Origin of the sequence: Sphingomonas sp. LR55 (genome assembly GCF_036856015.1) — a bacterium.
In the GTDB taxonomy this organism is placed as follows: domain Bacteria; phylum Pseudomonadota; class Alphaproteobacteria; order Sphingomonadales; family Sphingomonadaceae; genus Sphingomonas.
Genome location: NZ_JASPFO010000001.1, coordinates 1155257 through 1179403, shown reverse-complemented (window position 1 = coordinate 1179403; position 24147 = coordinate 1155257). Strand labels below are relative to the sequence as shown.

Here is a 24147-nt window from a genome sequence, read left to right as displayed (position 1 = left end):
TTTACCGCGGTTTGACGAACTTCAGCGTCATCCGGTCGCTCTCGCCGATCGCCGCATATTTCGCGCGGTCGACGTCCTTCAACGCATAGCTCGGGGGCAGCGTCCACACGCCGCCCGGCCAATCCGCGCTGTCCTTCGGATTGGCGTTGACCTCGGACTTGCCCGCCAGCTTGAACCCGGCCGCGGTCGCGAAACCGATCACCGAACTCGGCTTCATATAGCCGCTCTTCTCCTCGGCAGCGACATCGCGCGTCTCGGGCAGGCGATGTTCGACGACCCCCAGCGTACCGCCCGGCTTGAGCATCTTGAACATCGCCGCGAACATCGCGCGCGCCTGATCCACGCCGCCGAAGCGCCAGTTATGGACGTTGCGGAACGTCAGCACGACATCGGCGCTGCCATCGGGCACGCCCGGCTTCCCCGCCTCGGCCGGGAACGCCGCCAGCCGAACCTTGCCATAGGTCGCGGCATTCTTGGCCTGCATCGCACGCACGCCGTTAAGACCCTTCTCCCACGGCCCTGCTGCGTAATAGGCGCCGCCGCGCGCGGTCAGCGGCGCGAGGATCTCGGTATACCAGCCGCCCGATGGCCAGATCTCGACCACCGTATCGGTCGGCTTCACCCCGAAGAACGCCAGCGTCTGCGCCGGGTGGCGATAGCGATCGCGCGCGACATTGGCCGGCGTCCGCGTCGTCGCAGCCACCGCGGCGGCGATCGGCGCAGGTACGCGTTGCGCACTAGCCACGGTTGGCATGCCCGCAACGAGCAAGGCTGGGGCGGCACAAAGCATGAGACGGACAGAGCGGTTCATCGTCGACCTTTCGGAATGAGCTGACCCGAGCGTGGCCCGAATGCGGCCGATCCACAAGCCCGCAGCCACAGCGCCGCCCGTCCGCGTCTGGAAAAGGACAGCATGATTACCCATATTCTTGAAGAGGTTGAACAAAGGACGAGGCAATGGCGGGCGGCTGGACACGCGACGGCGCGGTACAGGATCAGATCGATGACACGGTGATGGACGCCGTGCTCGCCGCGCGTGCACGCATGCCGACCGGCGAGAGCGAGCCGTATTGCGCGGAGTGCGGCGACGACATTCCCGAAGGACGCCGCTTGGCGATCCCCGGCGTACGCACCTGCGTCGCCTGCCAGAGCGGCCGCGATCGCCCCGCCTCCGCCCTCTTCAACCGCCGCGGCAGCAAGGACAGCCAGCTTCGATAACGTGACGCAAGTCTTCGCCCCCGATGCCGGGCGAGGATCGGCCCGTCTTTACTTGGCCCAGCTTGATCGTCAGGGCAGACCCATGAGCGACGTGACGCACAGCACTGCCCCACAAAACGACGCCCCCGATTTCGTCGTGATCGACGTCGAGACCGCCTGCTCGCGCGTCAGCAGCATCTGCCAGATCGGCATCGTCGGTTTCAAGAACGGCCGCGAGATCTTCGAATACGAGACGTTGCTCGACCCGCGCGATATATTCGAGGTCTTCAACACACGGATCCACGGCATCGCCGAGCATCACGTCGTCGGCCAGCCGACCTTCGCCGACGTCCACGCGATCGTCCACGGCCATCTGTCGGGCCGCACCACCGTCGCGCACTCCTATTTCGACAAGGGCGCACTGGCTGCCGCCTGCCGCGTCCACGACCGCGCGATGATCGAGACGACCTGGCTCGACAGCGTCCGCGTCGCCAAGCGCGCCTGGCCCGATCTCGAAAGCCACCGCCTCGGGCTGCTCGCGCGCTATCTTGGGATCACGCACAAGCATCACGACGCGCTCAGCGACGCGCGCGCCGCCGGCTGGGTGATCGTCAAGGCAAGCGAACATACCGGCCTGTCGCTCAACGACTGGCTCGCCCCGCCGCGCGTCGCCGGCCCCGCACCCGCGGCGGCAGCCGACGGACCGCTGAAAGGCGACCGCGTCGTGATCCTCGGCGAACCCCGCGACGGCAAGCTCGCGCACATCGCCGCCGGCTTAGGCGCGCGTAATGACCGGGGTCGGCAGTTCGACGACGCTGCTGGTGGTAGCCGGCCGCGAGCCATTCGGCCGCGCGACCCGGTCGAGCGTCGCCTATTCGAGGGCGCAGGTTCTCCGCGCCGAGGGCTCACCAATCCGGATCATCGCCAGCGACGCGCTGAAAGCGATCGCCGCCAACCGCCGCCCCTGATCCTCCCCTATCGGCTCACGCCATCGCCATCAGGCTCGCATTGCCCCCTGCCGCCGTGGTGTTGATCGAGGTCGACACCTCCTCGACCAGCCAGTCGAGCCGGTAGCCACCCCGGCCTGGGTGGGCACGATCGGCCCAGGCAGCGCCGCGATCGCCTGGTTGAGCGAGCGAACCCGCGCCGCATCCCCCTCGATCAGCGCGCCCGCATAAGGCCCCGCCGCCGCCCAATCCTCGACCCACCGCACGCGAGCGGCAACCGTCTTGGGAAGGTCCAGCGTCAACGCCGTCGCATCGCCGACGACGAGATCGTTGCCGGTGGCGAGACCTGCGGCGAGTTGCGCGACCAGACCGTCCTGCGTCTCGGGGAGCAGCAACACGGTGCCACGCGGATGGATCGCATAGACGTTGGTCTCGCCGACCGGACCGGCCAGTTCCGTCACACCGCCCAGCGGCGACCGCGTTGCGTACTCCCGCACGCTCTGCGCAGCGCGCGAATCACCGCGACCCTCGAGCCACAACGCAAACTCCGTCGCCACCGGATCGCCCGAACCGCGCGCTCCGACATCCGCCCCCGTCACCAGCCGCCCGAGATACAGCGGCCCGCCCGCCTTCGGCCCGGTCCCCGACAACCCGCGCCCGCCGAACGGCTGCACACCGACCACCGCGCCGATCACGTTGCGGTTGATATACAGATTGCCTGCCTGCACCCGCGCCGTGACAAACGCGATCGTCTCGTCGAGCCGCGTATGCAGCCCGAACGTCAGGCCGTACCCCGTCGCGTTAATGCGATCGATCAGCGTGCCCAGATCGGCACGCCGGAAGCGCACGACGTGCAGCACCGGCCCGAACACCTCGCGCTCCAGATCGGCGAGATCGTCGAGCTCGATGATCGTCGGCGACACGAATGTGCCGTGCGTCGTGTCCCCCGCCGGCGCGATCTGCTCGACCGGGCGGCCGAGCGACCGCATCCGCTCGATATGCCGCTCGATCATGGTCTTCGCCTCGGCCGAGATCACCGGGCCGATATCGGTCGCCAGCGTATCGGTGCGGCCGATCCGCAATTCGCGCAGTGCCCCCTTCAGCATCGCCAGCGTCCGGTCGGCGACATCCTCCTGCAAACACAGGATGCGCAGCGCCGAACACCGCTGCCCCGCGCTGTCGAACGCCGACGCGACCACGTCCGCAACCACCTGCTCGGCCAGCGCGGAGGAGTCGACGATCATCGCATTCTGCCCACCGGTTTCGGCGACCAGCGGAATCGGTGCCCCCGTCGGCGACACGCGCTTGGCGAGTTCCGCCTGGATCAGCCGCGCGACCTCGGTCGAACCGGTGAACATCACCCCCGACGTTTCGACCGCCGCGACCAGCGCCGCACCGATCGCGCCGTCACCCGCCACGAGATGCAACACGTCCTCGGGCACGCCCGCCTCGTGCAGGATTGCGATCCCCTGCGCAGCGATCAGCGGCGTTTCCTCGGCGGGCTTGGCCAGCACCGCATTCCCCGCGACCAGCGCGGCGGCCACCTGCCCGGCGAAGATCGCGAGCGGGAAATTCCACGGGCTGATGCACGTCACCACCCCGAGCGGGACCTGCCCCGCGGGGAGCAGCCGAGCCTGCTGCGCATAATAGCGCAGGAAATCGATCGCCTCGCGCACCTCGGCCACCGCATTCGCGAGCGACTTGCCCGCCTCGCGCATGACCAGCGGCAACAACACCGGCATCCGCGCCTGCATCACGTCTGCCGCGCGATCGAGACACTCCGCGCGCTCGTCGACCGACACCGCCGCCCAACGCGAAGCCGCCTCGGCCGCGGTCCGCGCCATTGCGAGCGCTGCATCCGGCGACAGTTCCCAGACCGTACCGACGACGTCGCGGTGATCCGCCGGATTGAGCACCGGCCGCGCGTCACCCTCGGTCCCGGCCTGCACCGGCGCCAGCGCCCCGCGGAACGTCTCGCTCAGTGTCGCCAGCACACCCTCGTCGCTCGCATCGAGCCCGTCGGAGTTGCGTCGCATCCCATACAGATCGCGCGGCAAGGCGATCGCCGGATGCGGCTCGCCCGGCACCGGCATCGCGCGCACCGTCGCGACCGGGTCCGCCACCAGCTCGGCGATCTGCACCGCCGGGTCCGCGATCCGGTTGACGAACGACGAGTTCGCCCCGTTCTCCAGCAGTCGCCGGACCAGATACGCGAGCAGCGTCTCATGCGTCCCGACCGGCGCATAGATCCGGCACGGGCGGTTCAACCGGTTACCGCCAACGACCTCCTCGTACAGCGGCTCGCCCATCCCGTAGAGGCACTGGAACTCGTAATCGCCGATCACGAAGTCGGGCCCCGCCATCGCGTGGATGGTGGCCAGCGTCTGCGCATTGTGCGTCGCGAACTGCGGGAACACCGCATCCCCCGCCGCCAGCAGCTTCCGCGCACACACGATATATGCGACGTCGGTATGTACCTTCCGCGTGTACACCGGGAAATCGGCCAACCCGTCGACCTGCGCGCGCTTGATCTCGGCGTCCCAATACGCGCCCTTGACCAGCCGGACCATGATCCGGCGATCGGCCCGCCGCGCCAGATCGACGATCCAGTCGAGCACGAACGGACAGCGCTTGCCATACGCCTGCACCACGAAACCCAGCCCGTTCCAACCGCTCAGATCGGGGTCGGTCGCAAGGCTTTCGAGCAGGTCGAGCGACAGTTCGAGACGATCCGCCTCCTCCGCGTCGATGTTGAGACCAATGTCGTAGCGCTTCGCCAGCAGTGCGAGCGCCTTCACGTCGGGCAGCAGCTCGGCCATCACGCGGTCGGCCTGCGACCGGGCATAACGCGGGTGCAGCGCCGACAGCTTGATCGAGATCCCCGGCCCGCCATAGATCCCGCGGCCGGCGGATGCCTTGCCGATCGCATGGATCGCCGCGACGTAATCGCCGTGATAGCGCCGCGCATCCTCTGCGGTCGTCGCCGCCTCGCCGAGCATGTCGTAGCTGTACTGGAAGCCCTCCGCCTCCGGGCCCTTGGCGTGCTTGAGCGCCTCGGCGATCGTCTGGCCGGCAACGAACTGCTCGCCCATCATCCGCATCGCCATCGCCACGCCACCGCGGATCACGGGCTCGCCCGCGCGCGATCAACCGGGTGAGCGCCGCGCCCAGCCCCTTGTCGTCGACGCTCCCGGTCAGCTTGCCGGTCAGCGCGAGGCCCCAGGTCGCCGCATTGACGAACAACGAGCGCCCCTCGGCCAGATGCGACGTCCAATCGCCGCCCGCGATCTTGTCACGGATCAATGCATCACGCGTCTCCGCATCCGGAATCCGCAGCATCGCTTCGGCCAGGCACATCAGCGCGACGCCCTCCTGGCTCGACAGCGCATATTCCTGGACGATCCCCTCGACCCCGCCGCCACGCTTTTTCGCCCGCAGCGCCGTGATCAGCGATGTCGCGGTGCGCGTCGCATCCGCCGCGGTGGCGTCGTCGAGCGTCGCTTGATCGAGCAGCGGTGCGAGGCATTCGGCCTCGGGACGTCGATACGCGGCGGTAATCGCACGGCGCAGATCGCTCTGCGCGCGGATCGGCGGGGCGAAATCGGCAAACAATGGCGAAAGCGAAGATGTGTGCGGCATGCGGCGAGCCTCGTCTGGAACCTAACCAGACCGTAGCATGGACGCGATTGGCGATCCGCCTTATCGATGGCCTTATATCGGTCGGTTCGACCATTTTCAGAAGGCAGGAGCGGCGGAATGCCCGATAAAGTGGATCACGCCAGTGAGATCGACCAGTTCGACCGCCGCATCATCGACCTTCTGCGCGACGACGGCCGGATGTCGGTAGCAGAACTCGCGCGTCGCGTCGGACTGTCGAAAACGCCCTGCCAGGTCCGGCTCAAACGCCTGCTCGACCAAGGCTATATCCGCGGCTTCCGCGCGGTGCTCGATCCAGTCAAGCTCGGGCTCGATCACATCGCCTTCACCGAGGTAAAGCTGTCTGACACGCGCGAGGCGGCGCTCGACGCGTTCCGCCGCGCGGTGCTCGCGATCCGCGAGGTCGAGGAATGCCACATGATCGCCAGCAGCTTCGACTATCTGCTGAAGGTCCGCACGCCCGATATCCGCCGTTACCGCGAGGTCCTGGGCGAACGCATCTCAAGCCTGCCGCATGTCGCCAGCACCTCCACCTTCGTTGCGATGGAGACGATCCGCGACGGCGCGATGTGATCCCATCTCGATCCTCCCCCGCCAGGGGGAGGTGGCACCGAAGGTGACGGAGGGGGAGGACGCGGAGCAGCGGTTTCCCTTTCCTCCCCCTCCGTCTGGCAAGCGCCAGCCACCTCCCCTAGCGGGGGAGGATCAGCTCAGCCCCCTTGGCGGGAGCAACGACCCCATCGGTCTTCGACGCGACCAGATACCCGCCGACCACGAACACCAACGCACCAATCGTATTCCCGACCGTCACGATCGCGAGATTGCGGACCATTCCAGCGAGATCGATCGACGAATGCGGCACCAGCAGGCCGAGCGTCAGCGCAGTCATGTTGGCCACCGAATGCTCGAACCCGGCAGCGACGAACGCGAGCAGGATCCATGCCATCGCGATGCACTTGGCGGCATCGCCCGTCATCCGCGCCGCGGTCCAGAACGCCAGGCAGACGAGCCAGTTGCACAGGATCGCGCGTGCCAGCAGCGCGGTCGCGTCGACCGACACCTTGTGCAGCACATAGCCGTGGAACATCGCATCGGCGTTGGCGAAGATCGCGCCGCCACCGCCTGCCGCGAACACGAACGAGAGCACGACGCCGCCGATGAGGTTGCCGATCCACACCACGACCGCCAGCTTGAGCGCGTCACCGATCGTGATCGTCCGCCGCGCCAAGCCGAAGCCCAGATACATCACATACCCCGTGAACAGTTCCGCGCCCGCGAACACCGTCAGGATCAGCCCGAGCCCGAAGGTCGCGCCCATCACCAGCGGCCGCACGCCGGGCTCGAGCCCCGACGCCGTGCTGAGCGCCAGGATCATCGCGATCCCGATATACGTGCCGGCGAGGATCGCGCCCGCGAAAAAGCCCGCGGGCGAGCGCCGCAGCGCCTCCGCCTTGGTCGCCGCGAGGGTCGCGTAGGTGTCGATCGTCGACGAATAACCGGTGCTCATGCGGGAACTTTGCTCTCGTGGCCGACGATCCCCGCGCGCACCACGCCACGATCCGACCCCAGGTCGGCAGCGGCGGGACGGACGGTCACCGGGATGGATTTATAGGAGGGGGTGAAGCTCTGCGGATCGTGATCCTCGAGCGCGATCAACGGCTGCGTCTCGGGATAATAGGAGGCGACGCAACCATCGGGCAGCGCGTACCGCACCAGCATCAGCTTCTGCACGACCCGGTCGGGCCGCGCGAACTGCAGCGCGGTGGCGATATCGACGACATCGCCTTCCTTGTGCCCGAGCCGCGCCATGTCGCGCTCGTTCATGAACAGGATGTCGCGCCGCCCGAACACGCCACGATAGCGATCGTCGAGGCTGTAGACGGTGGTGTTGTACTGATCGTGCGCGCGCAGCGTGGTCAGCCGCAGCACGGTCGGATCGCCCGCGCCCTCGTCCTCCTCGACGCCCTTGGTGACGAGGAAGTTCGCCTTGCCGCTGTCCGTCTTCCACTCGCGCATCGCCGCAGAATTGGGGAGGTGGAAGCCGCCCGGCTTGCGGATGCGCGTGTTGTAGTCGGCAAACGCCGGGAACACCGCCTCGATCTTGTCGCGGATCAGGCTGTAGTCGCCGACATACGCGTCCCAGTCGATGTCGACCGGCGCGCGGCCCTTCGCGGCGAAGGTCGCCTTGGCGATCTCGCCGACGATCCAGATCTCCGACTTCACGTTCTCGCCCGGCGGCATCAGGAACCCGCGCGAGGCGTGGACCATCGACATCGAATCCTCGACCGTCACCGACTGCTGGCCGGTCGCCTGCATGTCGAGTTCGGTCCGCCCCAGGCACGGCAACACATAGGTCGCCTTGGCCATCAGCAACTGCGTGCGGTTGAGCTTGGTGGTGATGTGCACCGCCAGATCGAGATTGCGGAACCCTTCCGCGCACGCCTGCGGATCGGACGACGCGATTGCGAGATTGCCGCCGAGGCAGACGATCGCCTTGGCCTTGCCGTCACGCATCGCGGCGATGCTTTCGACCACCGAATGGCCATGGTCGCGCGGCGGCTCGAACCCGAACACATCGCGCATGTTGTCAAGCAGCAAGGGCATCGGCCGCTCGGTAATGCCGACGGTGCGGTCGCCCTGGACGTTGCTGTGGCCGCGCAGCGGACAGATGCCCGCACCCGGCTTGCCCATGTTGCCACGCAGGAGGAGCAGATTGGCGATCTGCTGGACGTTGGTCGTGCCGGTGCGATGCTGCGTGACGCCCATGCCATAGCAGCAGATCGTCGACTTCGACTTCGCATAGGCCAGCGCGACCTCTTCGAGATCACTGCGCGAGAGCCCGCTGGAGCGCTCGATGTCCGCCCATTCGATGGTCGCGAGATCGGCGATATAGTCGTCGAGCCCCGCGGTATGCTCGGCAATGAACGCGTGATCGAGCGCGGGTTCGCCACCCGACACCTTGGTCGCCTCGTCGAGCGCGACCAGCGCCTTGGCGATACCCTTCAGCGCGGCCGCGTCGCCGCCGACCTTCACCTGGTAATAGCTGCTCGCGATCGGCGTTGCCGACATCGTCGCCATCTCGACCACCGACTGCGGCGATTCGAAGCGTTCGAGCGAGCGCTCCTTGAGCGGGTTGAAGACGATGATCTTGCCACCGCGCTTCGAGACTTCGCGCAATGTTGCCATCATCCGCGGATGGTTGGTGCCGGGATTGTGGCCGATCGACAGGATCAGGTCGGCATGGTCGAAATCCTCGAGGCTGACGGTGCCCTTGCCGATCCCGATCGACCTCGGCAGCCCGACCGAGGTCGCCTCGTGGCACATGTTCGAACAGTCGGGGAAGTTGTTGGTGCCGTACAGCCGCACGAACAGCTGGAACAGGAACGCCGCCTCGTTCGAGCAACGACCCGAAGTGTAGAACTCGGCCTGATTGGGATCGGGCACGGCGGCAAGCCCCGCGCCGATCTCGCGCATCGCGTCCGCCCAGCTCACGACCTCATAGTGATCGGTCGCCGCATTGTAGCGGAGCGGTTCGGTGACGCGGCCCTGATCCTCGATCCAGTGATCGCTCTGCTTCCAGATATCCGACACGCTGTGCTTGGCGAAGAACTCCGCACCGATCGTCTTCGCGGTCGACTCCCAGGCAACCGCCTTGGCACCGTTCTCGCAGAATTCGAAGGACGAGGTATGCTTCGGGTCGGGCCAAGCGCAGCTCGGGCAGTCGAAGCCGTCGGGCTGGTTGGACTTCAACAGCGTCTGGCCGCCACGCACGACGATCTGCTGCGCTTTCAGCGAAACCGCGACCGCTTTCAGCGCACCCCAGCCCCCTGCCGGGCCGGTATAGTCGGCAATGCCGTCTGGACGTTTGGTCGCCATGTCGCTTCTCCCGCTGACAGTCGCGCTTCCGACAGCTAGGTCAGCGACGCATACATATCCTGCGCCCTACGAGCCTAGCCAACATGCGCTAAAGCAATAATTCCCCACTCCGTGATCGTGATATTTCGTAAGTGTTATCGCAGGTTACCCCGACGGCCTTGCACAACGCATCAGGCCTCGGTCATCACGCCCTGATAAGTCGGCTCTTCCATCGCCCGGCCCGCACCGATCGCGACGCAGGTCAGCGCATTCTCCGCGACGATCACCGGCAGCCCGGTCGCATCCGCCAGCACCTCGTCGATCCGTGCGAGCAACGACCCGCCGCCGGTCATCACGATACCCTGATCGCAGATGTCCGCCGCCAGTTCGGGTTCGGTCTTTTCCAGCGCGGTCAGCACGGTCTCGACGATCTGGCCGATCAGATCGCCCAGCGACCCGGCGATGTCGCCTTGCGTCACCTCGATCTCGCGCGGGACGCCGGCGCGCAGGTCGCGCCCCTTGACGCGCATGATCTCGCCGACCCCATCGTCGGGCATCCGCGCCATCCCGACCGCGAGCTTGACGCGCTCGGCGGTCGCCTCGCCGATCATGAGATTGTGCTTGCGACGGATCATCGAGGCGATCGCGTCGTCCATCTTGTCGCCGCCGACGCGGGTCGAGGTGCTGTAGGCGAGCCCGCGCAGCGACAGCACCGCGACTTCGGTGGTGCCGCCGCCGATATCGACGATCATCGCGCCGACCGGCTCGGTCACCGGCAACCCCGCGCCGATCGCCGCCGCCATCGGCTCCTCGATCAGGAACACTTTCCGCGCGCCGGCATTGGACGCCGCCTGACGGATCGCGCGGCGCTCGACCAGGGTCGCGCCCGACGGAATGCAGATCGCGATCTCGGGATAGCGCGGCATCCGGCTATGCCCGCCATGCGCCTTGTCGATGAAGAACTTGATCATCTGCTCGGCGACGTCGAGATCGGCGATCACGCCGTCGCGCATCGGCCGGATCGTCTCGATCCCGTCGGGCGTCTTGCCCATCATCAGCTTGGCCTCGGCGCCGACCGCACGAACCTGTTTCACCCCGCCGCGCGTCTCGATCGCGACCACCGACGGCTCGTTGAGCACGATGCCCTGCCCGCGCAGATAGACGACGGTGTTCACCGTGCCGAGATCGATCGCCATGTCACTGGAAGCACGGCTGAACAGACGAGGAAGACGCATCGGCTTTGACATTCTGCAACAAGGGCGCGCGGTCATGCCGACCGTCGCCATAGAGACCATCAGCGCTGTGCGTACGCGCGATCCGCGTCAATCCGCCTGCGCCCGACCGGGCGATCCAGACGACGATTACGAAAAATGGCCCGGCAGAGGGGTTCTGCCGGGCCACGAGGATCCGTCCAGGGAGCTTCACTTCGCCTCGACGTTACTTCGGTGTAATGCATACCAATCAAATAGGAATAAAGTTTTGCAAAGAGTACGACGAAGCGAGCGTAAAATACGACCGAGCAAGCTTCCAATAAACCACTGACATAGACTGTAAACACAAACAGATAACGCCCCCCTTTTGATCGGGAGGCATTATCTGTTCGAGCCACTCAGGGCGATGTCTACCGAACTTGGCGCGCCCTACGAGAACGCGCTACGACCGGTCGATCAGAACGTGTTTCCGGTCGTGTTGGTCTCGGTCGTATTGATCAGGTCGGTCGAATTTTCTGTTGCGACGCCATCGACCGCCGAGAAGTTCGCATCGGATTCCTCAACGACCGTGTTGCTGTCGATAGCCGAAACGTTCGACGGTTCGGCAGTCTTCGAGCAGGCCGCAAGACCAAGTGCCAGGACTGCAATCATGGGCACGATCGTGATTTTCTTCATGAACTGGTCTCCGTGGTGACGACGTCAGAACTGCAGTCACATAGCGCAACATTGGCTCTGGAACCGAAAGCTACCGCCGATGATCGCCCGGCGCAATACCCTATCGTGGAGATAGGATTTATCACCAGCTCAAGCCGGCGCGTGCATAGAGATAGCGACCGTTGAACCCGAACGGCGAGTAATAGGGGAAGCCGATCACCCCGGTGCTGTTGTTCGCGGGGATGGTCGCGTCGGGATACACGTCGAACAGGTTGCTGACGCCGAACCCCAACTGCGCGCCCTTGGTCGCCTGATAGCGGAGTTCGATATCGGTGATGACGTGCTTGCCGCTATGGACGTCGGCGGCGGCCGTCGTGCCCGGCTGGTTGACGTCGCCGTAATAGGTCACGCGGGCAAGCGCGCCGAACTGTTCGAGCGACCAGTCGATCGATCCGGTCACCTTCTCGCCGGGGGTGCCGTCCTCCAGCGTCAGGATACGACTGCGCGCGAACAGCGTCGGCGCGGGATTGAGCGCCGATGTCGAGGTCGGCACGCGCGTGACTTTCGAGATCGTTGATGTTGCCGGCGATCGTCAGGTCGAACGTCCCCACGGAGTCGGTCGGCATGCGGTAATGCGCGACCGCGTCGATGCCCTTGGTGGTCGAGGCAAGGCCGTTGAGGAAGAACCGCGCGGCGGTGGCGCCGGATCCCGCCAGAAGGTTGGCGATCTGCGTATTGACCGCGACGGACTGGGTCGGCGACGTCGATATATTCTCCGACAGGCCGATCTGGTTGCGGATGTGGATGCGATACGCATCGACGGTCAGATCGAACCGGCCGGCACGAATGACGGCACCAGCCGACAGGTTGGTCGACTTTTCCGGCTCGAGCGGAAGGCCGCCGAGCCGGCTGGCGACCGGGCTGATCGACGGAAAGGTGCCTGTCTGGATCGGATTGCCGTTCTGGATGACGGTCGCGATCGAGGTGAAATATTGCTGTTGCAGCGCCGGCGCGCGGAACCCGGTCGACGCGGTGCCGCGCAGCGCGAACCAGCGCGTGAAATCATAGCGTGCGGAAAGCTTGCCGGTCGCGGTCGAGCCGAAATCGGAATAATCCTCGCCGCGTCCGGCAAGGCCGACCAGGAACTTGTCGGTCACCTGCGCTTCGACATCGAGATAGACGCTGCCGTTGCGCCGGCTGCGCTCGATCGCGTTGGCGGGCGAGAAGCCGCCAAACCCCTGCGCGCCCGGCGCGGCGCCCGCGGCTGCCCCCGTCACCGTGCCGGCCGCGGGATAGCCGTAGGAGGCGAGCTCACCCGCCTCGATTTTGAACCCCTCGCGGCGCCCTTCAAGACCGAACGCGACGTTGACGCCCTGCAGCAGGTCGAACTTGCGGTCGACATCGAGCCCGACGATGTACTGGTCGTAGATCAACGCGCCGTCGGAAAAGTCCTTCGGCGTGGTGCTGCCGAACGCGTAATTCGCCGAATTGAGCGTGCGGAAGCCGATCTTGTTGCGGCCATAGCTCGCGTTCAGGTCGACGTTCCAGTCGGCGACCACACCCTTGATGCCGACCGCCGAATTGATGTCGCGCGACTTGGTGTTGATCAGCGGCAGGAAGCCATCCAGGTAGCCGGCCAGCGCGGTCGTCGCGTTTGCCAGGCGTGGGAACGCCGCGCTGCGCGTGTCGCGGTCTTGATAGCCGAGCCAGCCATACAGCTTCCACGTCCCCGTCAGCGTCGTGCCGGCATTGGCGAAGATGCTGTATTGCTCGACTGCCGGATCGCCGAACCGACCCGTCACGCGTGTTCCGGGGACGCGCGGATCGAAATCGGCGCGGTTGGTCGCCTGACGGTTCAGATACTCGCCCGACAGCGTCAGGAATCCGTCTTCGCCGAAGCCAAGTCCCTGCCAGCCCGAGACGGTGACGGCATGTTCGCCGGTCCTGCTGCGGCTACCGCGCGCGGTGTCGATGTCGGTGTTGTAGAAGCCGTAATTGACCGTGGCCGCGCCGCCCGACCGCGCCTCGCGCAGGCGGAGGTTGATCACGCCGGCGATCGCATCGGAGCCATATTGCGCCGATGCGCCGTCGCGGAGCACTTCGATCCGGTCGAGCGCGACGGTCGGAATGGTGTTGAGGTCGACCGCCGCCGAGCCACGCCCGACCGAGCCGCCGACGTTGAGCAAGGCCGCGGTATGGCCGCGCACGCCGTTGACCAGCACGAGCGTCTGGTCGGGCGACAGGCCGCGCAGCGTCGCGGGACGGATCGCATCGGTACCATCGACCGCCGAGGGCCGCGGGAAGTCGATCGAGGGTGCGATCGTCGCCAGCGCCGCGCCGAGTTCGGTGGTGCCTTGGCGCTGGATCGCGGCCGAGCTCAGCACGTCGACCGGCGACGCGCTGTCGAGCCGCGACCGGCCGACCGCGCGCGTACCGGTGACGATGATGTCGTCCTGCGTGTCGGGCGCAGCCGCGGCGGCGGGATCGGCCGAAGGACCGGCGGCAGGCTGGGCCGGCACGTCTTGGGCCGGTACGTCCTGGGCTGCCGCGGCCTGCGCGCTGACGAGAGCGAAGGTCGAGGCGGCGAGCGTCAACGCGGTACGGTAAGCAGTCATGTCATGGTCCCTGATGGTGGATCGTTCTGCGACGACCTCTGCGTGTGTGGTACGAATGAGGGCGATCAACGGTCCCGACAGGTCCCGAGCGATCGCCCGATAAGCGAGAAAAAGGCCTGGCTCGTGGCGCTGGCGGCGACATCCCATTCGGGATGCCACTGCACCGCCAGCACATCGCCGCCGCACGGCCGTGCCGAGAACGCCTCGACCAGACCGTCCGAGGTCGCCCGCGCCTCGATGCTCAATCCGGGCCCAAGCCGATCGATCCCCTGCCGGTGGACCGAGGTAACCGAGATGCTGTGACGTGTCGTCACCGAGGCCAGCATCCCGCCCGCCTCGAGATCGACGTCGTGGACGTGATCGAACAGCGTTTCATACGCGGTCGCGTCTTCGGTGGCGCGGTGATGCCCCTCGTCGAGCGTATCGGTCAACGTGCCGCCGAATAGCACGTTCAATTCCTGCAACCCGCGGCAGATCCCGAACACCGGCCGTCCGCCCTCGATCATCCGCCCCGCCAATTCCATCGCCACCGCGTCGCGGTCGAGATCGAGCGCATCGTCGTTGGCGTCGGCCTTGCCATAGCGTGCGCCGGCGACGTTCGACCGCGATCCGGTCAGCAACAGCCCATCGAGCCGCCCCGCCAGCGCGCGGGTGTCCATCGCGTCCGCGACAGCGGGCACCAGCAGGACGGTCGCGCCTGCGTAGCGGACCAGCGGCTCGACGAACCGCGTCGCGACCGCCTGGATCGGGCGATCGGCGATTTCGTTGCAGCACAATACGCCGATCACGGGCTTGATCGGCCCGTCATCGCTACGGCAGCATGCAAAGCGCATCATGCGCCGTAGCCGCACATCGTCGAGCGTCGTTGTTTCCTTTGCATCGCGGTGGCCTTTCGCGATCAATATCCATCGATCGCGTCGGATATTGGAGCGCTATAAGCTTTGGCACGGCCAAAAATTCATTGTCCGCACCGGACCGCTCGCAAGTGCCTACGAATTACCCAAATGAATTTCTATTTTCGCGGATATCCGCATAGACCGCACCCGTCTGATTGGGCAGATATCGCGATGCGTGCAGCAGACACGGCGTGGGATGGATGGGAGTATGATATGACGATTAACCGGCGCACGGCGCTTTTGACCGGGGCAGCGATCACCAGCGGTGCGCTTCTTTCCGCCTGCGCAACCGTGACGCAGCCAGTTGGTCGGGCCCAGCCCTCGGCGTTCGTCACCGTCGTCGGGCATGGCTTCGAACGCAACGGCAAGCCGTATCGGTATGCGGGTGCGAACATCTGGTACGGCGCGTGGCTCGGCGCGGACACCGCCTATGGCAATCGTGCGCGGCTCGGGCGCGAACTCGATCGTCTGAAGGCGCTCGGCGTCCGCAACCTCCGCATCCTGGGGTCAGCCGAACTGTCGCCGCTCAAGAACTCGATCACTCCGGGATTTCGCGATCAAAGCGCGACGTACAACGAGGACCTGCTCAAGGGTCTCGACTGGACGCTCGCCGAGATGGCGAAGCGCGACATGACCGGCGTGATCTACCTGACCAACTTCTGGGAATGGTCGGGCGGAATGATGACCTATCTGTCGTGGGTCAACGGCGGCAAGTTCATCAACATGAACGACCCCGCGCACCCCTGGCCCGAATTCGCCGACTGGAACGCCGCGTTCTATACCAACGGCCAGGCGCAGGCGATGTACCGCGATTACATCCGCGCGGTCGTCTCGCGCACCAACACCGTGACGGGCGTTGCCTATGCCGCGGATCCGACGATCATGGCATGGCAACTCGCGAACGAACCGCGCCCCGCTGGCGGCGACAAGGTCGCGGTGCCTAATCTCTCGCATTTCTATCGCTGGATCGACGAGACCGCGCGCTACATCAAGACGCTCGATCCCCATCACCTCGTCTCGACCGGCTCGGAGGGACTGAAGGGCTCGATCGAGCGCGAGGATGTCGTGCTCGCCGCCCACAAGTCGCCCTCGATCGACTACCTCACCACGCATATCTGGCCGAACAACTGGACCTGGATGGACGCAGGCAATCTCGCCGGCACCTATGACGCCGGTGCGGCGAAGGTGGCCACCTATATCGACGCGCATATCCGGCTCGCCACGACGCTCGGCAAGCCGCTGGTGATCGAGGAGTTCGGCTACCCGCGCGACGGCCAGGCCGCCTATGATCCGTTCATCACGACCGAATATAAGGACCGCTTCTACCGCCAGATCTACGCCGCGATCGAGGCCAATGCGAAGGCCGGCGGGCCGCTTGCAGGCTCCAACTTCTGGGCCTGGAACGGCGAGGCGCGGACACCGCATGCCGATCACCGGTTCCAGCGCGGCGACCTTGGCTATATGGGCGACCCCCCGCATGAACCGCAGGGCTGGTACGGCGTGTTCGACAGCGATGCCTCGACCCAGTCCGTGATCCGCGCGCACGCCGCGGCGATGGCGGCGCTCTGATGCTCAACCGTCGTGAGACGCTCGGGATGACGGCGGCGCTTGGTCTGCTGCACGGCATGCCGGCGCTGGCTGCGGTGCCGAACCGCCGTCTGAGCAATCCGAAAGCCTCGCCCGCCGCGCGCCACCTCTATGCCTATCTGTGGAGCCAATACGGCAGGAAGACGCTGACCGGGCAACAGGAGCAGGGCTCCGCGCCGCCCAATCCGCACGGCGAACTCGACTATCTCCAGCGCGTGACGGGCAAGCTCCCCGCGATCCTCGGGCTTGACTATATCGATCCGCGCGACAACGACGCCGTCAACGATCGGGCGACCGCCTGGGCGCGGTCGGGCGGGATCGTCACGCTGTGCTGGCATTGGGGCGCGCCCGACATCGGCACCGGCTACGAGAATTCGAAGAAGGATTTCGACGTCGCCGCCGCGCTGAAACCGGGGACGCCGCAGAACGTCGCGATGATGCGCCAGATGGCCGAAGTCGCGCGGCTGTTGAAGGTCCTGCAAGACCGCGGCGTCGCGGTGTTGTGGCGCCCGTTCCACGAATTCAGCGGCGACTGGTTCTGGTGGGGCAAGCACGGCCCCGCCGCGTTCAAGGCGCTCTGGGCGCTGATGCACGACCAATTTACGCGTGTTTTCGGTCTGAACAACCTGATCTGGGTACTCGGCTGGGCGGGCCAGAACGTCGACCCCGCCTGGTATCCCGGCCGCGAGACCGTCGATGTCGCCGGCGCGGATATCTACGCAAATGACCACGGCAACCTCGCCCCGATGTTCGCGCAGGTGAAGGCGATCGTCGGCGACACGCTGCCGATCTGCCTGCACGAGAACGGCCCCGTCCCCGACCCGGCGTTGCTCGGCCCCACCGCGGATTGGCTCTGGTTCATGACCTGGCACACGCGCTGGCTGACCGGCGCCGACCAGAACACGTCGGACCAGTTGCGCCACGATTTCAATGCGAACCGCTACGTCACCAAGGACGAACTCCCCGCATCGCTGAAGGTGAAGGCATGAAGACGATCCTCGGCCTGTTCGCCACGGCACTCCTGTCGACCTCGGCGATCGCCGCCCCGCCGGCGGTGACCCCGACCACCACGAAAGCCGGCGCGCCCCTCCCCGTCCACATCGGCGGCCGCGTCGAGCGGACCGCGGAGGGCTATAAGCGCCAATGGCCGGGCACCTATTTCGAGGCGGCATTCCGCGGCCCCAGCGCGCTGCTCAGCATCGGCCAAGGCGACGTCATCCTCCGCGTGTCCGTCGACGGCGCGCTCGCCGCCAAGCTCGTCAAGCCGAAGCCCGGCCTCTACCGCGTCGCCGGGCTGTCGAACGGTCGCCACACGATCCGCGTCGACGTCGCCAGCGAAAGCCAGTCCGCCCCGACCGTCTTCGGCGGCCTCTACGCCGACCGGGGAACGCGTGCCCTCCCTGCCCCCACCCGCACCCGCACCCGCCAGATCGAGTTCATCGGCGACTCGCACACCGTCGGCTATGGCAACATCTCCACCAAGCGCGACTGTACGCAGGCGGAAGTCTGGGCGACCACCGATACCGCGCAAGCCATGCCCGCGCTGACCGCCCGCCGCTACGGCGCCGACTACCAAGTCAACGCGATCTCGGGCCGTGGCATCGTCCGCAATTACGACGGCATGGCCGCCGATACATTACCCGTGGCCTACCCCTTCACGCTGTTCGACAAGGCCAGGCGCTACGCCGACCCCGCCTGGCACCCCCGCCTGTTCGTCATCGCGCTCGGCACCAACGACTTCACGACAAAGCTGCACCCCGGCGAGCCATGGCAGACGCGCGACGCGCTCCACGCCGACTACGAGCGACATTATGTCGAGTTCGTCAAACGCCTGCGCGCGCGCGATCCGAACGCGCACGTCGTCCTGTGGGCGACCGACATGGCGGACGGCGAGATCGCGTCCGAAGTCGGCAAGGTCGCCGCGCGCCTCAAGGCCGAAGGCGAGCGCAACGTCACCTTCGTCCTCGTCACCGGTCTCGCCTTCAGCGGCTGCCACGCGCATCCTTCGACCGCGGACGACGCCCGGATCACGACTGCGTTATCGACCTATATCGACGCGCATCCGGAGATCTGGGCGCAGAAATAAGCAAATGATTTGCACATTGTAGCGCTAACCCGGTAGCAAGGATGCCAAGGTGCGGATCACGATCGCGCACCGACCGGGGAGAGTATGATGTCGGCAGGGTTTTCAACGTTCACCATCGCGCTTCTGCTGCAATCCGCAGCGACGCCGGTAGCGCAACCAGCGCCGCTATCTGCGGTCGCGCATCCCGGAATCTGGCCAACCGCCAACGCCCGCCCCTTGCGCGACCCGAAAGTCGAAGCGCGGATCGACGCGATCATGAAACGCATGTCCGTGGAGGACAAGATCGGCCAACTGATCCAGGTCGACATCGCCAGCATCGAGCCCTCCGACCTGCGCACCTACAAGCTCGGCTCGATCCTCAACGGCGGCAACGCCGGCCCCGGCGGCAACGACCTTGCACTCCCCATCGAGTGGTTGAAGCTCGCGGACGCCTTCTACGACGCCTCGATGGCCCGCAGCGACGGCCGCCCCGCGATCCCGGTGATCTGGGGCACCGACGCGGTCCACGGCAACAACAACATTCCCGGCGCGACGCTCTTCCCGCACAATATCGGCCTCGGCGCAGCGCGCGACCGCGACCTGGTACGCGAGATCGGCCACGTCACCGCGATCGAGACCGCCGCCGCCGGCATCGACTGGACGTTCGCCCCCACCCTCGCCGTCGTCCGCGACGATCGCTGGGGCCGCACGTACGAGAGCTATTCCGAGGAGCCGCAGGTCCAGGCGGACTACGCCGGCGCGGTCATCGAAGGCGTCCAGGGCAAGGTCGGCACGAAGGCGTTCCTCGCCCCCGACCACGTCATCGCAACTACGAAGCATTTCCTCGGCGACGGCGGCACCGGCGGGCGCGACCAGGGCGACGCGCTGATCCCCGAAACGACGCTGCGCGACATTCATCTGGGCGGTTACCCCGCCGCGATCGAGGCCGGCACGCAATCGGTGATGGCCAGCTTCTCGAGCTGGAACGGCGCCAAGATGCACGGCAACAAGAGCCTGCTGACAGGCGTGCTGAAAGACCGCCTCCACTTCGACGGCTTCGTCGTCGGCGACTGGAACGGCCACGGCCAGGTCGATGGCTGCTCGAACGAGAGTTGCGCCGCGGCGATCAACGCCGGGCTCGACATGTTCATGTATTCGGGCAGCGGGTGGAAGACGCTCTACGCCAACACGCTGAAGCAGGCGCAATCCGGCGAAATCCCCGCCGCCCGCCTCGACGACGCCGTACGCCGCATCCTGCGCGTGAAAATCCGCGCCGGCACGTTCGATCGCGGTCGCCCGTCGTCGCGCGCGCTTGCCGGCAAGATGAACCTCATTGGCGCCGCCGACCACCGCGCGATCGCGCGGCGTGCTGCACGGGAATCGATGGTCCTGCTCAAGAACGAAGGTGGCCTGCTCCCGTTGAAACCCTCCGCCAACATCCTCGTCGCCGGCGGCGGTGCGGACAACATTCCGCAACAGGCCGGCGGCTGGTCGCTGACATGGCAGGGCGGCGGCACGACCAACGCGAACTTCCCCAATGCCGAGACGATCTGGTCGGGCATCAGCACCGCGGTCAAGGATGCCGGCGGTACCGCGACGCTGTCGGCGGACGGCAGCTTCGCGAAAAAGCCCGACGCGGCGATCGTCGTGTTCGGCGAACAGCCCTATGCCGAGTTCAAGGGCGACCGCCCGAACCTCGAATACAGCGCCGAGGACAAGTCCGACCTCGAACTCCTGCGCAAACTGAAGGCCGTCGGCGTGCCCGTCGTCGCGGTATTCCTGTCGGGCCGCCCGCTCTGGGTGAACGCCGAACTGAACGCCTCCGATGCGTTCGTCGCGGCGTTCCTGCCGGGCAGCGAAGGCGGCGGCGTCGCCGACGTACTGTTCCGCAAGAAGGACGGCAGCGTCGCCAACGACTTCCGCGGCAAATTGAGCTTCTCCTGGCCAAAGCGCCCCGACCAGTATGTCCTGAACCGCTCCGATCCCGGCTACGACCCGCTGTTCGCGTTCGGCTACGGCCTGAGCTACGCCAAGCCGGGCACCGTCCCCAAGCTCGACGAAACTCGCCCTGCCGGCATGGCCGCGTCGTCGAACGGCACGATCTTCGGCAAGGGCCGCGTGCCCGAAGGCTGGTCGCTGACGCTGGTCGAGCAGGACCAGTCGAAGGTCCGCCTGCTCGGCGTCAATGCGACGACCGCGACCAAGCGCCTCACCGCCTCCGCAGTTGATCGCCGTCGCCAGGAGGACGCACGTGCGCTCGTCTGGACTGGTGGCGCTGCGCACGCCCGCGTCGAGGCCTCGGGCCCGCTCGACCTCACGCGCGAGAGCAATGGCGAACTGAGCCTCGTCGTCGACGTCCGCGTCGATCGCGCGGGCAGCGCACCGGTCGGTCTCGGCATGGTCAGCAACGACGGCAAGGCGGTCACCGTCCCGATCGGCAAGACGCTCGCGGCTGGCAAGCCCGGCGATTGGGAGCAGGTGATCGTCCCGCTGCAATGCTTCGCCAAGCGCGGCATCGACATGGCGCACGTCACCGCGCCGTTCGTGATCGCGACCGACGGCAAGCTGGGCCTGTCGATCTCCGACGTGAAGATCGACTCCGCACCCGTGCCGATGACGAAGTGCGGCGATTGAGCCGGCTCCTGCTCAGTGCGGCGGCCGTCCTGCTGACGACTGCCGCCACGCAAGCCCCGCCTGCACCGATCCGGATCGACCAGGCCGGGTTCGAGACGACCGGCCCCAAGCTGGCGGTCCTGTCGTCGACGCAGGCCAAGCCGCTCGCCTGGACGCTGACCGATGCGAAGGGGAAGACCGCCGCGTCGGGCCAGACGACACCGATAGGCGCCGACGCAGCATCGGGCGAAAGCGTCCACCGGATCGACTTCGGCACATTCCACACGCCCGGCACCGGCTATCGCCTCCACGTCGGCGCGGACGCCAGCCACCCGTTCGCGATCGCCGACCGCCCCTTCGCGCGCGTGGCGACCGCGGCGATGGCCTTCTTCTATCAACAGCGCAGCGGCGTCCCCATCCTGCCCGCCTTCGTCGAGCGCAAGGACCTCGCCCGCCCCGCCGGCCATGCGCCCGACATCGCCACCTGCTTTGCCGGCATCGACCAGCAGGGCGTCAAATGGCCCGGCTGCGACTACAAGCTCGACGCGACCGGCGGCTGGTACGATGCCGGCGACCACGGCAAATACGTCGTCAACGGCGGCGTCTCGACCTGGACATTGCTCGATCTCCACGAGCGCTTGGCCGTGTTCGGTGACACCAACGCGTTCGCCGACGGCCGCCTCGCACTACCCGAACGTGCCAACGGCAAGGACGACCTGCTCGACGAAGCGCGCGTCGAAGTCGCCTTCCTGCTCGCAATGCAGATCCCCGACGGCACCAAGCTCGCTATCGCTCCAGACGCGGGCGTCGCAGGCAAGGCGATCACCCGGTTCGAGACGATCGAGGGGGTGGGTTGGTTCATACCAAGATCGCCGACAAGAACTGGACGGGGATACCGACCGCGCCGGCTGACGATCACGAGACCCGGTTTCTTTATCCGCCCTCGACTGCGGCGACGCTCAACATGGTTGGTGTCGCGGCGCAGTGCGCGCGGATTTGGCGGACGATCGATCCGGCCTTCGCTACCAAGTGCCTCGCCGCGGCGCGACGTGGCTGGGCGGCGGCACTCCGCCATCCGAACCTCCTCACCAGTTCCGACTTCACCGGTAGCGGGGGCTATGGCGACCCGGATGTCCGTGACGAGTTCACCTTCGCCGCCGCGCAACTCTACGCGACCACCAACGAAGCGGTTTTCCTCGATCGCCTGCGCAAGGACGGCATCTTCACCGATCCCGGCACGGATATCGGCTGGGGTTCGCTCAGACTGGCCGGCGCACTGACGCTCGCCACCTTGGGCGACACGCTACCTGCGGACGACCGTGCCAAGCTCCGCACCCGGATCACCGCGCTCGCCGACGGCTTCGTCGCCGAGGGTAAGCGCAGCGGCTACGGCATCCCATTTGGCGGCACCAACTACCCCTGGGGTTCGAACAGCTCGATCCTCAACCGCGCGATCGTGCTCGGCGTCGCGTGGCAGATCGACCGCAAGCCCGCCTATCGCGACGCGGTGGTATCGAGCCTCGACTACATCCTCGGCCGCAATCCGCTCGACCGATCCTACGTCACCGGTATCGGCACGCGCCCGATGCAGCACCCGCACCACCGCTTCTGGGCGGCTGCGGCGGACAAGCGTTATCCCGCGCCACCTACCGGCGTCCTCTCCGGCGGCCCCAACTCCGCCGCCGCGAACGAGCTCGGCCCGATGAAAGGCTGCGCACCCCAAACCTGCTGGATCGACGACTACCGCGCCTTCACCGTCAACGAAGTCGCGATCAACTGGAACGCCCCGCTAGTATGGACCGCCGCCTTCCTCGACGCGACGCGAGGGCGCTAGAGCCGTTCTAGCGTTCGCGCGAGGTATCCGCGGATCGCGTCGGTCCGCTCCGGCGACGGGCTTCCGAGCACGCCGCGCATCGCGTCAGGCAGATGCGCGGCCGCGTCCTGCGCCGCGTCTCCGAACACGTATTGATCGAACCAGCCGCGCACCGCTGAGCGCTCGCCCTCGGGCAAGTCGCGGATCGCGAGGATCGCGTGGATTAGCGCGGGGAACGGCGAGGCCGCGCCAGCTTGCCCCCACCAGTAATTGACCAGCACGTTGAACCGCCCAAGCGCCTTGACGTCATGCCACCACATCGACGGAATGAAGATCGCATCGCCCGGCTCCAGCACCGTCACCTGCATCTGCGCACGCGCCTCGGCAAATCGCGGATACCGCTCCAGATCGGGCGCTTCGAGATCGATAAGGCTGACCGGCTGTCCGGCGATCGTGACATCGAGCGGACCGACATACAGGTTGGGCCCCTGCTCGGGCGGAAACAGGCAGAACCGCCGCCGCCCCGCCACCACGACAGCGACGTTGCTCGACACGTCGTAATGCGTCGAAACCCGGCTCTCGTTTCCAATCCACACCCGCGGCACCGCATCGGGCGTGGGCAGCGGCAACACGTTCGCCTCAGCCCAGCCCGGCAGGAATTCCCCGCCGCCGCCGCCCCGGCATAGATGGCCGGCGCGCCGGGCACCCCCTGCAACGCGATCAACTGGTCGACCAGCGTCGGGATCGGCGCCTTGGCGCGCTCGAAATTGAAGCCGCTCAGGTCGTCACTGTAGAAGAACCGCCCGCGCACGTCGCTTTGCGCGACCATGACGTCGGCCGAGCGCCCGCCATCGAACGACACGATATGCTCGCCGATCGCGCGATCGGATTGACGCGCGGCGCGGACGGCAGGCCAGTCCGCCGCCAGTCCGCGCATCACCACCGGGCGATAGCCGTGCGCGACTTCGGCTTCGAACCGCGCCGCGTCGATCGCACCGGTTTCGGCAACCGGAAGGCCAAGGATCTCACTCATCGCG

At 66.7% G+C, this 24147-nt stretch carries 15 protein-coding genes and 4 pseudogenes; 9 read left to right on the top strand and 10 right to left on the bottom strand.

Translation table 11 applies throughout. The annotated features are described in order from the left end of the window. Window position 1: 1 nt before the first annotated feature. A complete protein-coding gene (locus QP181_RS05555; protein WP_435368344.1) occupies window positions 2-811 on the bottom strand; it encodes a class I SAM-dependent methyltransferase in 810 nt (269 codons plus the stop codon). A 146-nt stretch (window positions 812-957) separates the two neighbouring features. Between QP181_RS05555 and QP181_RS05550 the strand changes: the two genes are divergently transcribed. Both QP181_RS05550 and QP181_RS05545 read left to right on the top strand, forming a co-directional pair. Then, window positions 958-1218 (top strand): DksA/TraR family C4-type zinc finger protein, encoded by a 261-nt coding sequence (locus tag QP181_RS05550; RefSeq protein ID WP_333922436.1) that lies wholly within the window; start codon window positions 958-960, stop codon window positions 1216-1218. Between the two features lie 82 nt (window positions 1219-1300). After that, a complete protein-coding gene (locus tag QP181_RS05545; protein ID WP_333927913.1) occupies window positions 1301-2230 on the top strand; it encodes an exonuclease domain-containing protein in 930 nt (309 codons plus the stop codon). Here QP181_RS05545 and putA read toward each other — a convergent pair. Next, window positions 2181-5783, bottom strand: a pseudogene (putA, locus tag QP181_RS05540) (trifunctional transcriptional regulator/proline dehydrogenase/L-glutamate gamma-semialdehyde dehydrogenase). The gene QP181_RS05545 and the pseudogene putA sit on opposite strands and share 50 nt — an antisense overlap. 117 nt (window positions 5784-5900) lie before the next feature. Here putA and QP181_RS05535 point away from each other — a divergent pair. Next, entirely contained in the window at window positions 5901-6374 is a 474-nt protein-coding gene (locus QP181_RS05535; protein WP_132734164.1) for an Lrp/AsnC family transcriptional regulator, read from the top strand. Window positions 6375-6492: 118 nt separating this feature from the next. Here QP181_RS05535 and QP181_RS05530 read toward each other — a convergent pair whose 3' ends face one another. The 6 genes and pseudogenes from QP181_RS05530 to QP181_RS05505 form a co-directional block, all read right to left on the bottom strand. Then, window positions 6493-7308, bottom strand: coding sequence for a formate/nitrite transporter family protein (locus QP181_RS05530; RefSeq protein WP_333927912.1), 816 nt, complete (start codon window positions 7306-7308; stop codon window positions 6493-6495). Then, window positions 7305-9677 carry an FdhF/YdeP family oxidoreductase gene (locus QP181_RS05525; protein WP_333927911.1) on the bottom strand — a complete coding sequence of 791 codons (2373 nt, stop codon included), beginning with the start codon at window positions 9675-9677 and terminating at the stop codon, window positions 7305-7307. The genes QP181_RS05530 and QP181_RS05525 overlap by 4 nt, the downstream gene beginning before the upstream one ends. 170 nt (window positions 9678-9847) lie before the next feature. Continuing rightward, window positions 9848-10891 (bottom strand): rod shape-determining protein, encoded by a 1044-nt coding sequence (locus tag QP181_RS05520; protein ID WP_333927910.1) that lies wholly within the window; start codon window positions 10889-10891, stop codon window positions 9848-9850. Between the two features lie 432 nt (window positions 10892-11323). Next, a complete protein-coding gene (locus QP181_RS05515) occupies window positions 11324-11542 on the bottom strand; it encodes a hypothetical protein (protein ID WP_333927909.1) in 219 nt (72 codons plus the stop codon). Window positions 11543-11663: 121 nt separating this feature from the next. Beyond that, window positions 11664-14136: pseudogene (locus tag QP181_RS05510) on the bottom strand (TonB-dependent receptor plug domain-containing protein). 65 nt (window positions 14137-14201) lie between these two features. Further along, the gene (locus QP181_RS05505; protein WP_333927908.1) at window positions 14202-14969 is read right to left on the bottom strand and encodes a gamma-glutamyl-gamma-aminobutyrate hydrolase family protein; all 768 of its coding nucleotides are present in this window, start codon (window positions 14967-14969) and stop codon (window positions 14202-14204) included. 276 nt (window positions 14970-15245) lie between these two features. Between QP181_RS05505 and QP181_RS05500 the strand changes: the two genes are divergently transcribed. The 6 genes and pseudogenes from QP181_RS05500 to QP181_RS05475 all read left to right on the top strand — a co-directional run bounded on the left by QP181_RS05500 (window position 15246) and on the right by QP181_RS05475 (window position 23131). After that, entirely contained in the window at window positions 15246-16601 is a 1356-nt protein-coding gene (locus QP181_RS05500; RefSeq protein ID WP_333927907.1) for a glycoside hydrolase 5 family protein, read from the top strand. Further along, entirely contained in the window at window positions 16601-17608 is a 1008-nt protein-coding gene (locus QP181_RS05495; protein ID WP_333927906.1) for a glycosyl hydrolase, read from the top strand. Before QP181_RS05500 ends, QP181_RS05495 begins: the two co-directional genes overlap by 1 nt. Further along, on the top strand, window positions 17605-18705 hold the full coding sequence (locus tag QP181_RS05490; protein ID WP_333927905.1) for an SGNH/GDSL hydrolase family protein: 1101 nt from the start codon (window positions 17605-17607) through the stop codon (window positions 18703-18705). Before QP181_RS05495 ends, QP181_RS05490 begins: the two co-directional genes overlap by 4 nt. An 87-nt stretch (window positions 18706-18792) precedes the next feature. Then, the gene (locus QP181_RS05485) at window positions 18793-21318 is read left to right on the top strand and encodes a glycoside hydrolase family 3 protein (protein WP_333927904.1); all 2526 of its coding nucleotides are present in this window, start codon (window positions 18793-18795) and stop codon (window positions 21316-21318) included. Next, a pseudogene (locus QP181_RS05480) lies at window positions 21306-22007 on the top strand (cellulase N-terminal Ig-like domain-containing protein); the annotation flags it as partial. The gene QP181_RS05485 and the pseudogene QP181_RS05480, both read left to right, overlap by 13 nt. A 143-nt stretch (window positions 22008-22150) precedes the next feature. Continuing rightward, on the top strand, window positions 22151-23131 hold the full coding sequence (locus tag QP181_RS05475) for a glycoside hydrolase family 9 protein (protein WP_333927903.1): 981 nt from the start codon (window positions 22151-22153) through the stop codon (window positions 23129-23131). Here QP181_RS05475 and QP181_RS05470 read toward each other — a convergent pair. Beyond that, window positions 23128-23742: a cupin-like domain-containing protein gene (locus QP181_RS05470; protein ID WP_333927902.1), complete on the bottom strand. Its 615-nt coding sequence runs from the start codon at window positions 23740-23742 to the stop codon at window positions 23128-23130. The genes QP181_RS05475 and QP181_RS05470 overlap by 4 nt on opposite strands. A 98-nt stretch (window positions 23743-23840) precedes the next feature. Further along, window positions 23841-24047 (bottom strand): annotated as a pseudogene (locus QP181_RS05465) (cupin-like domain-containing protein); the annotation flags it as partial. Window positions 24048-24147: the final 100 nt, after the last annotated feature.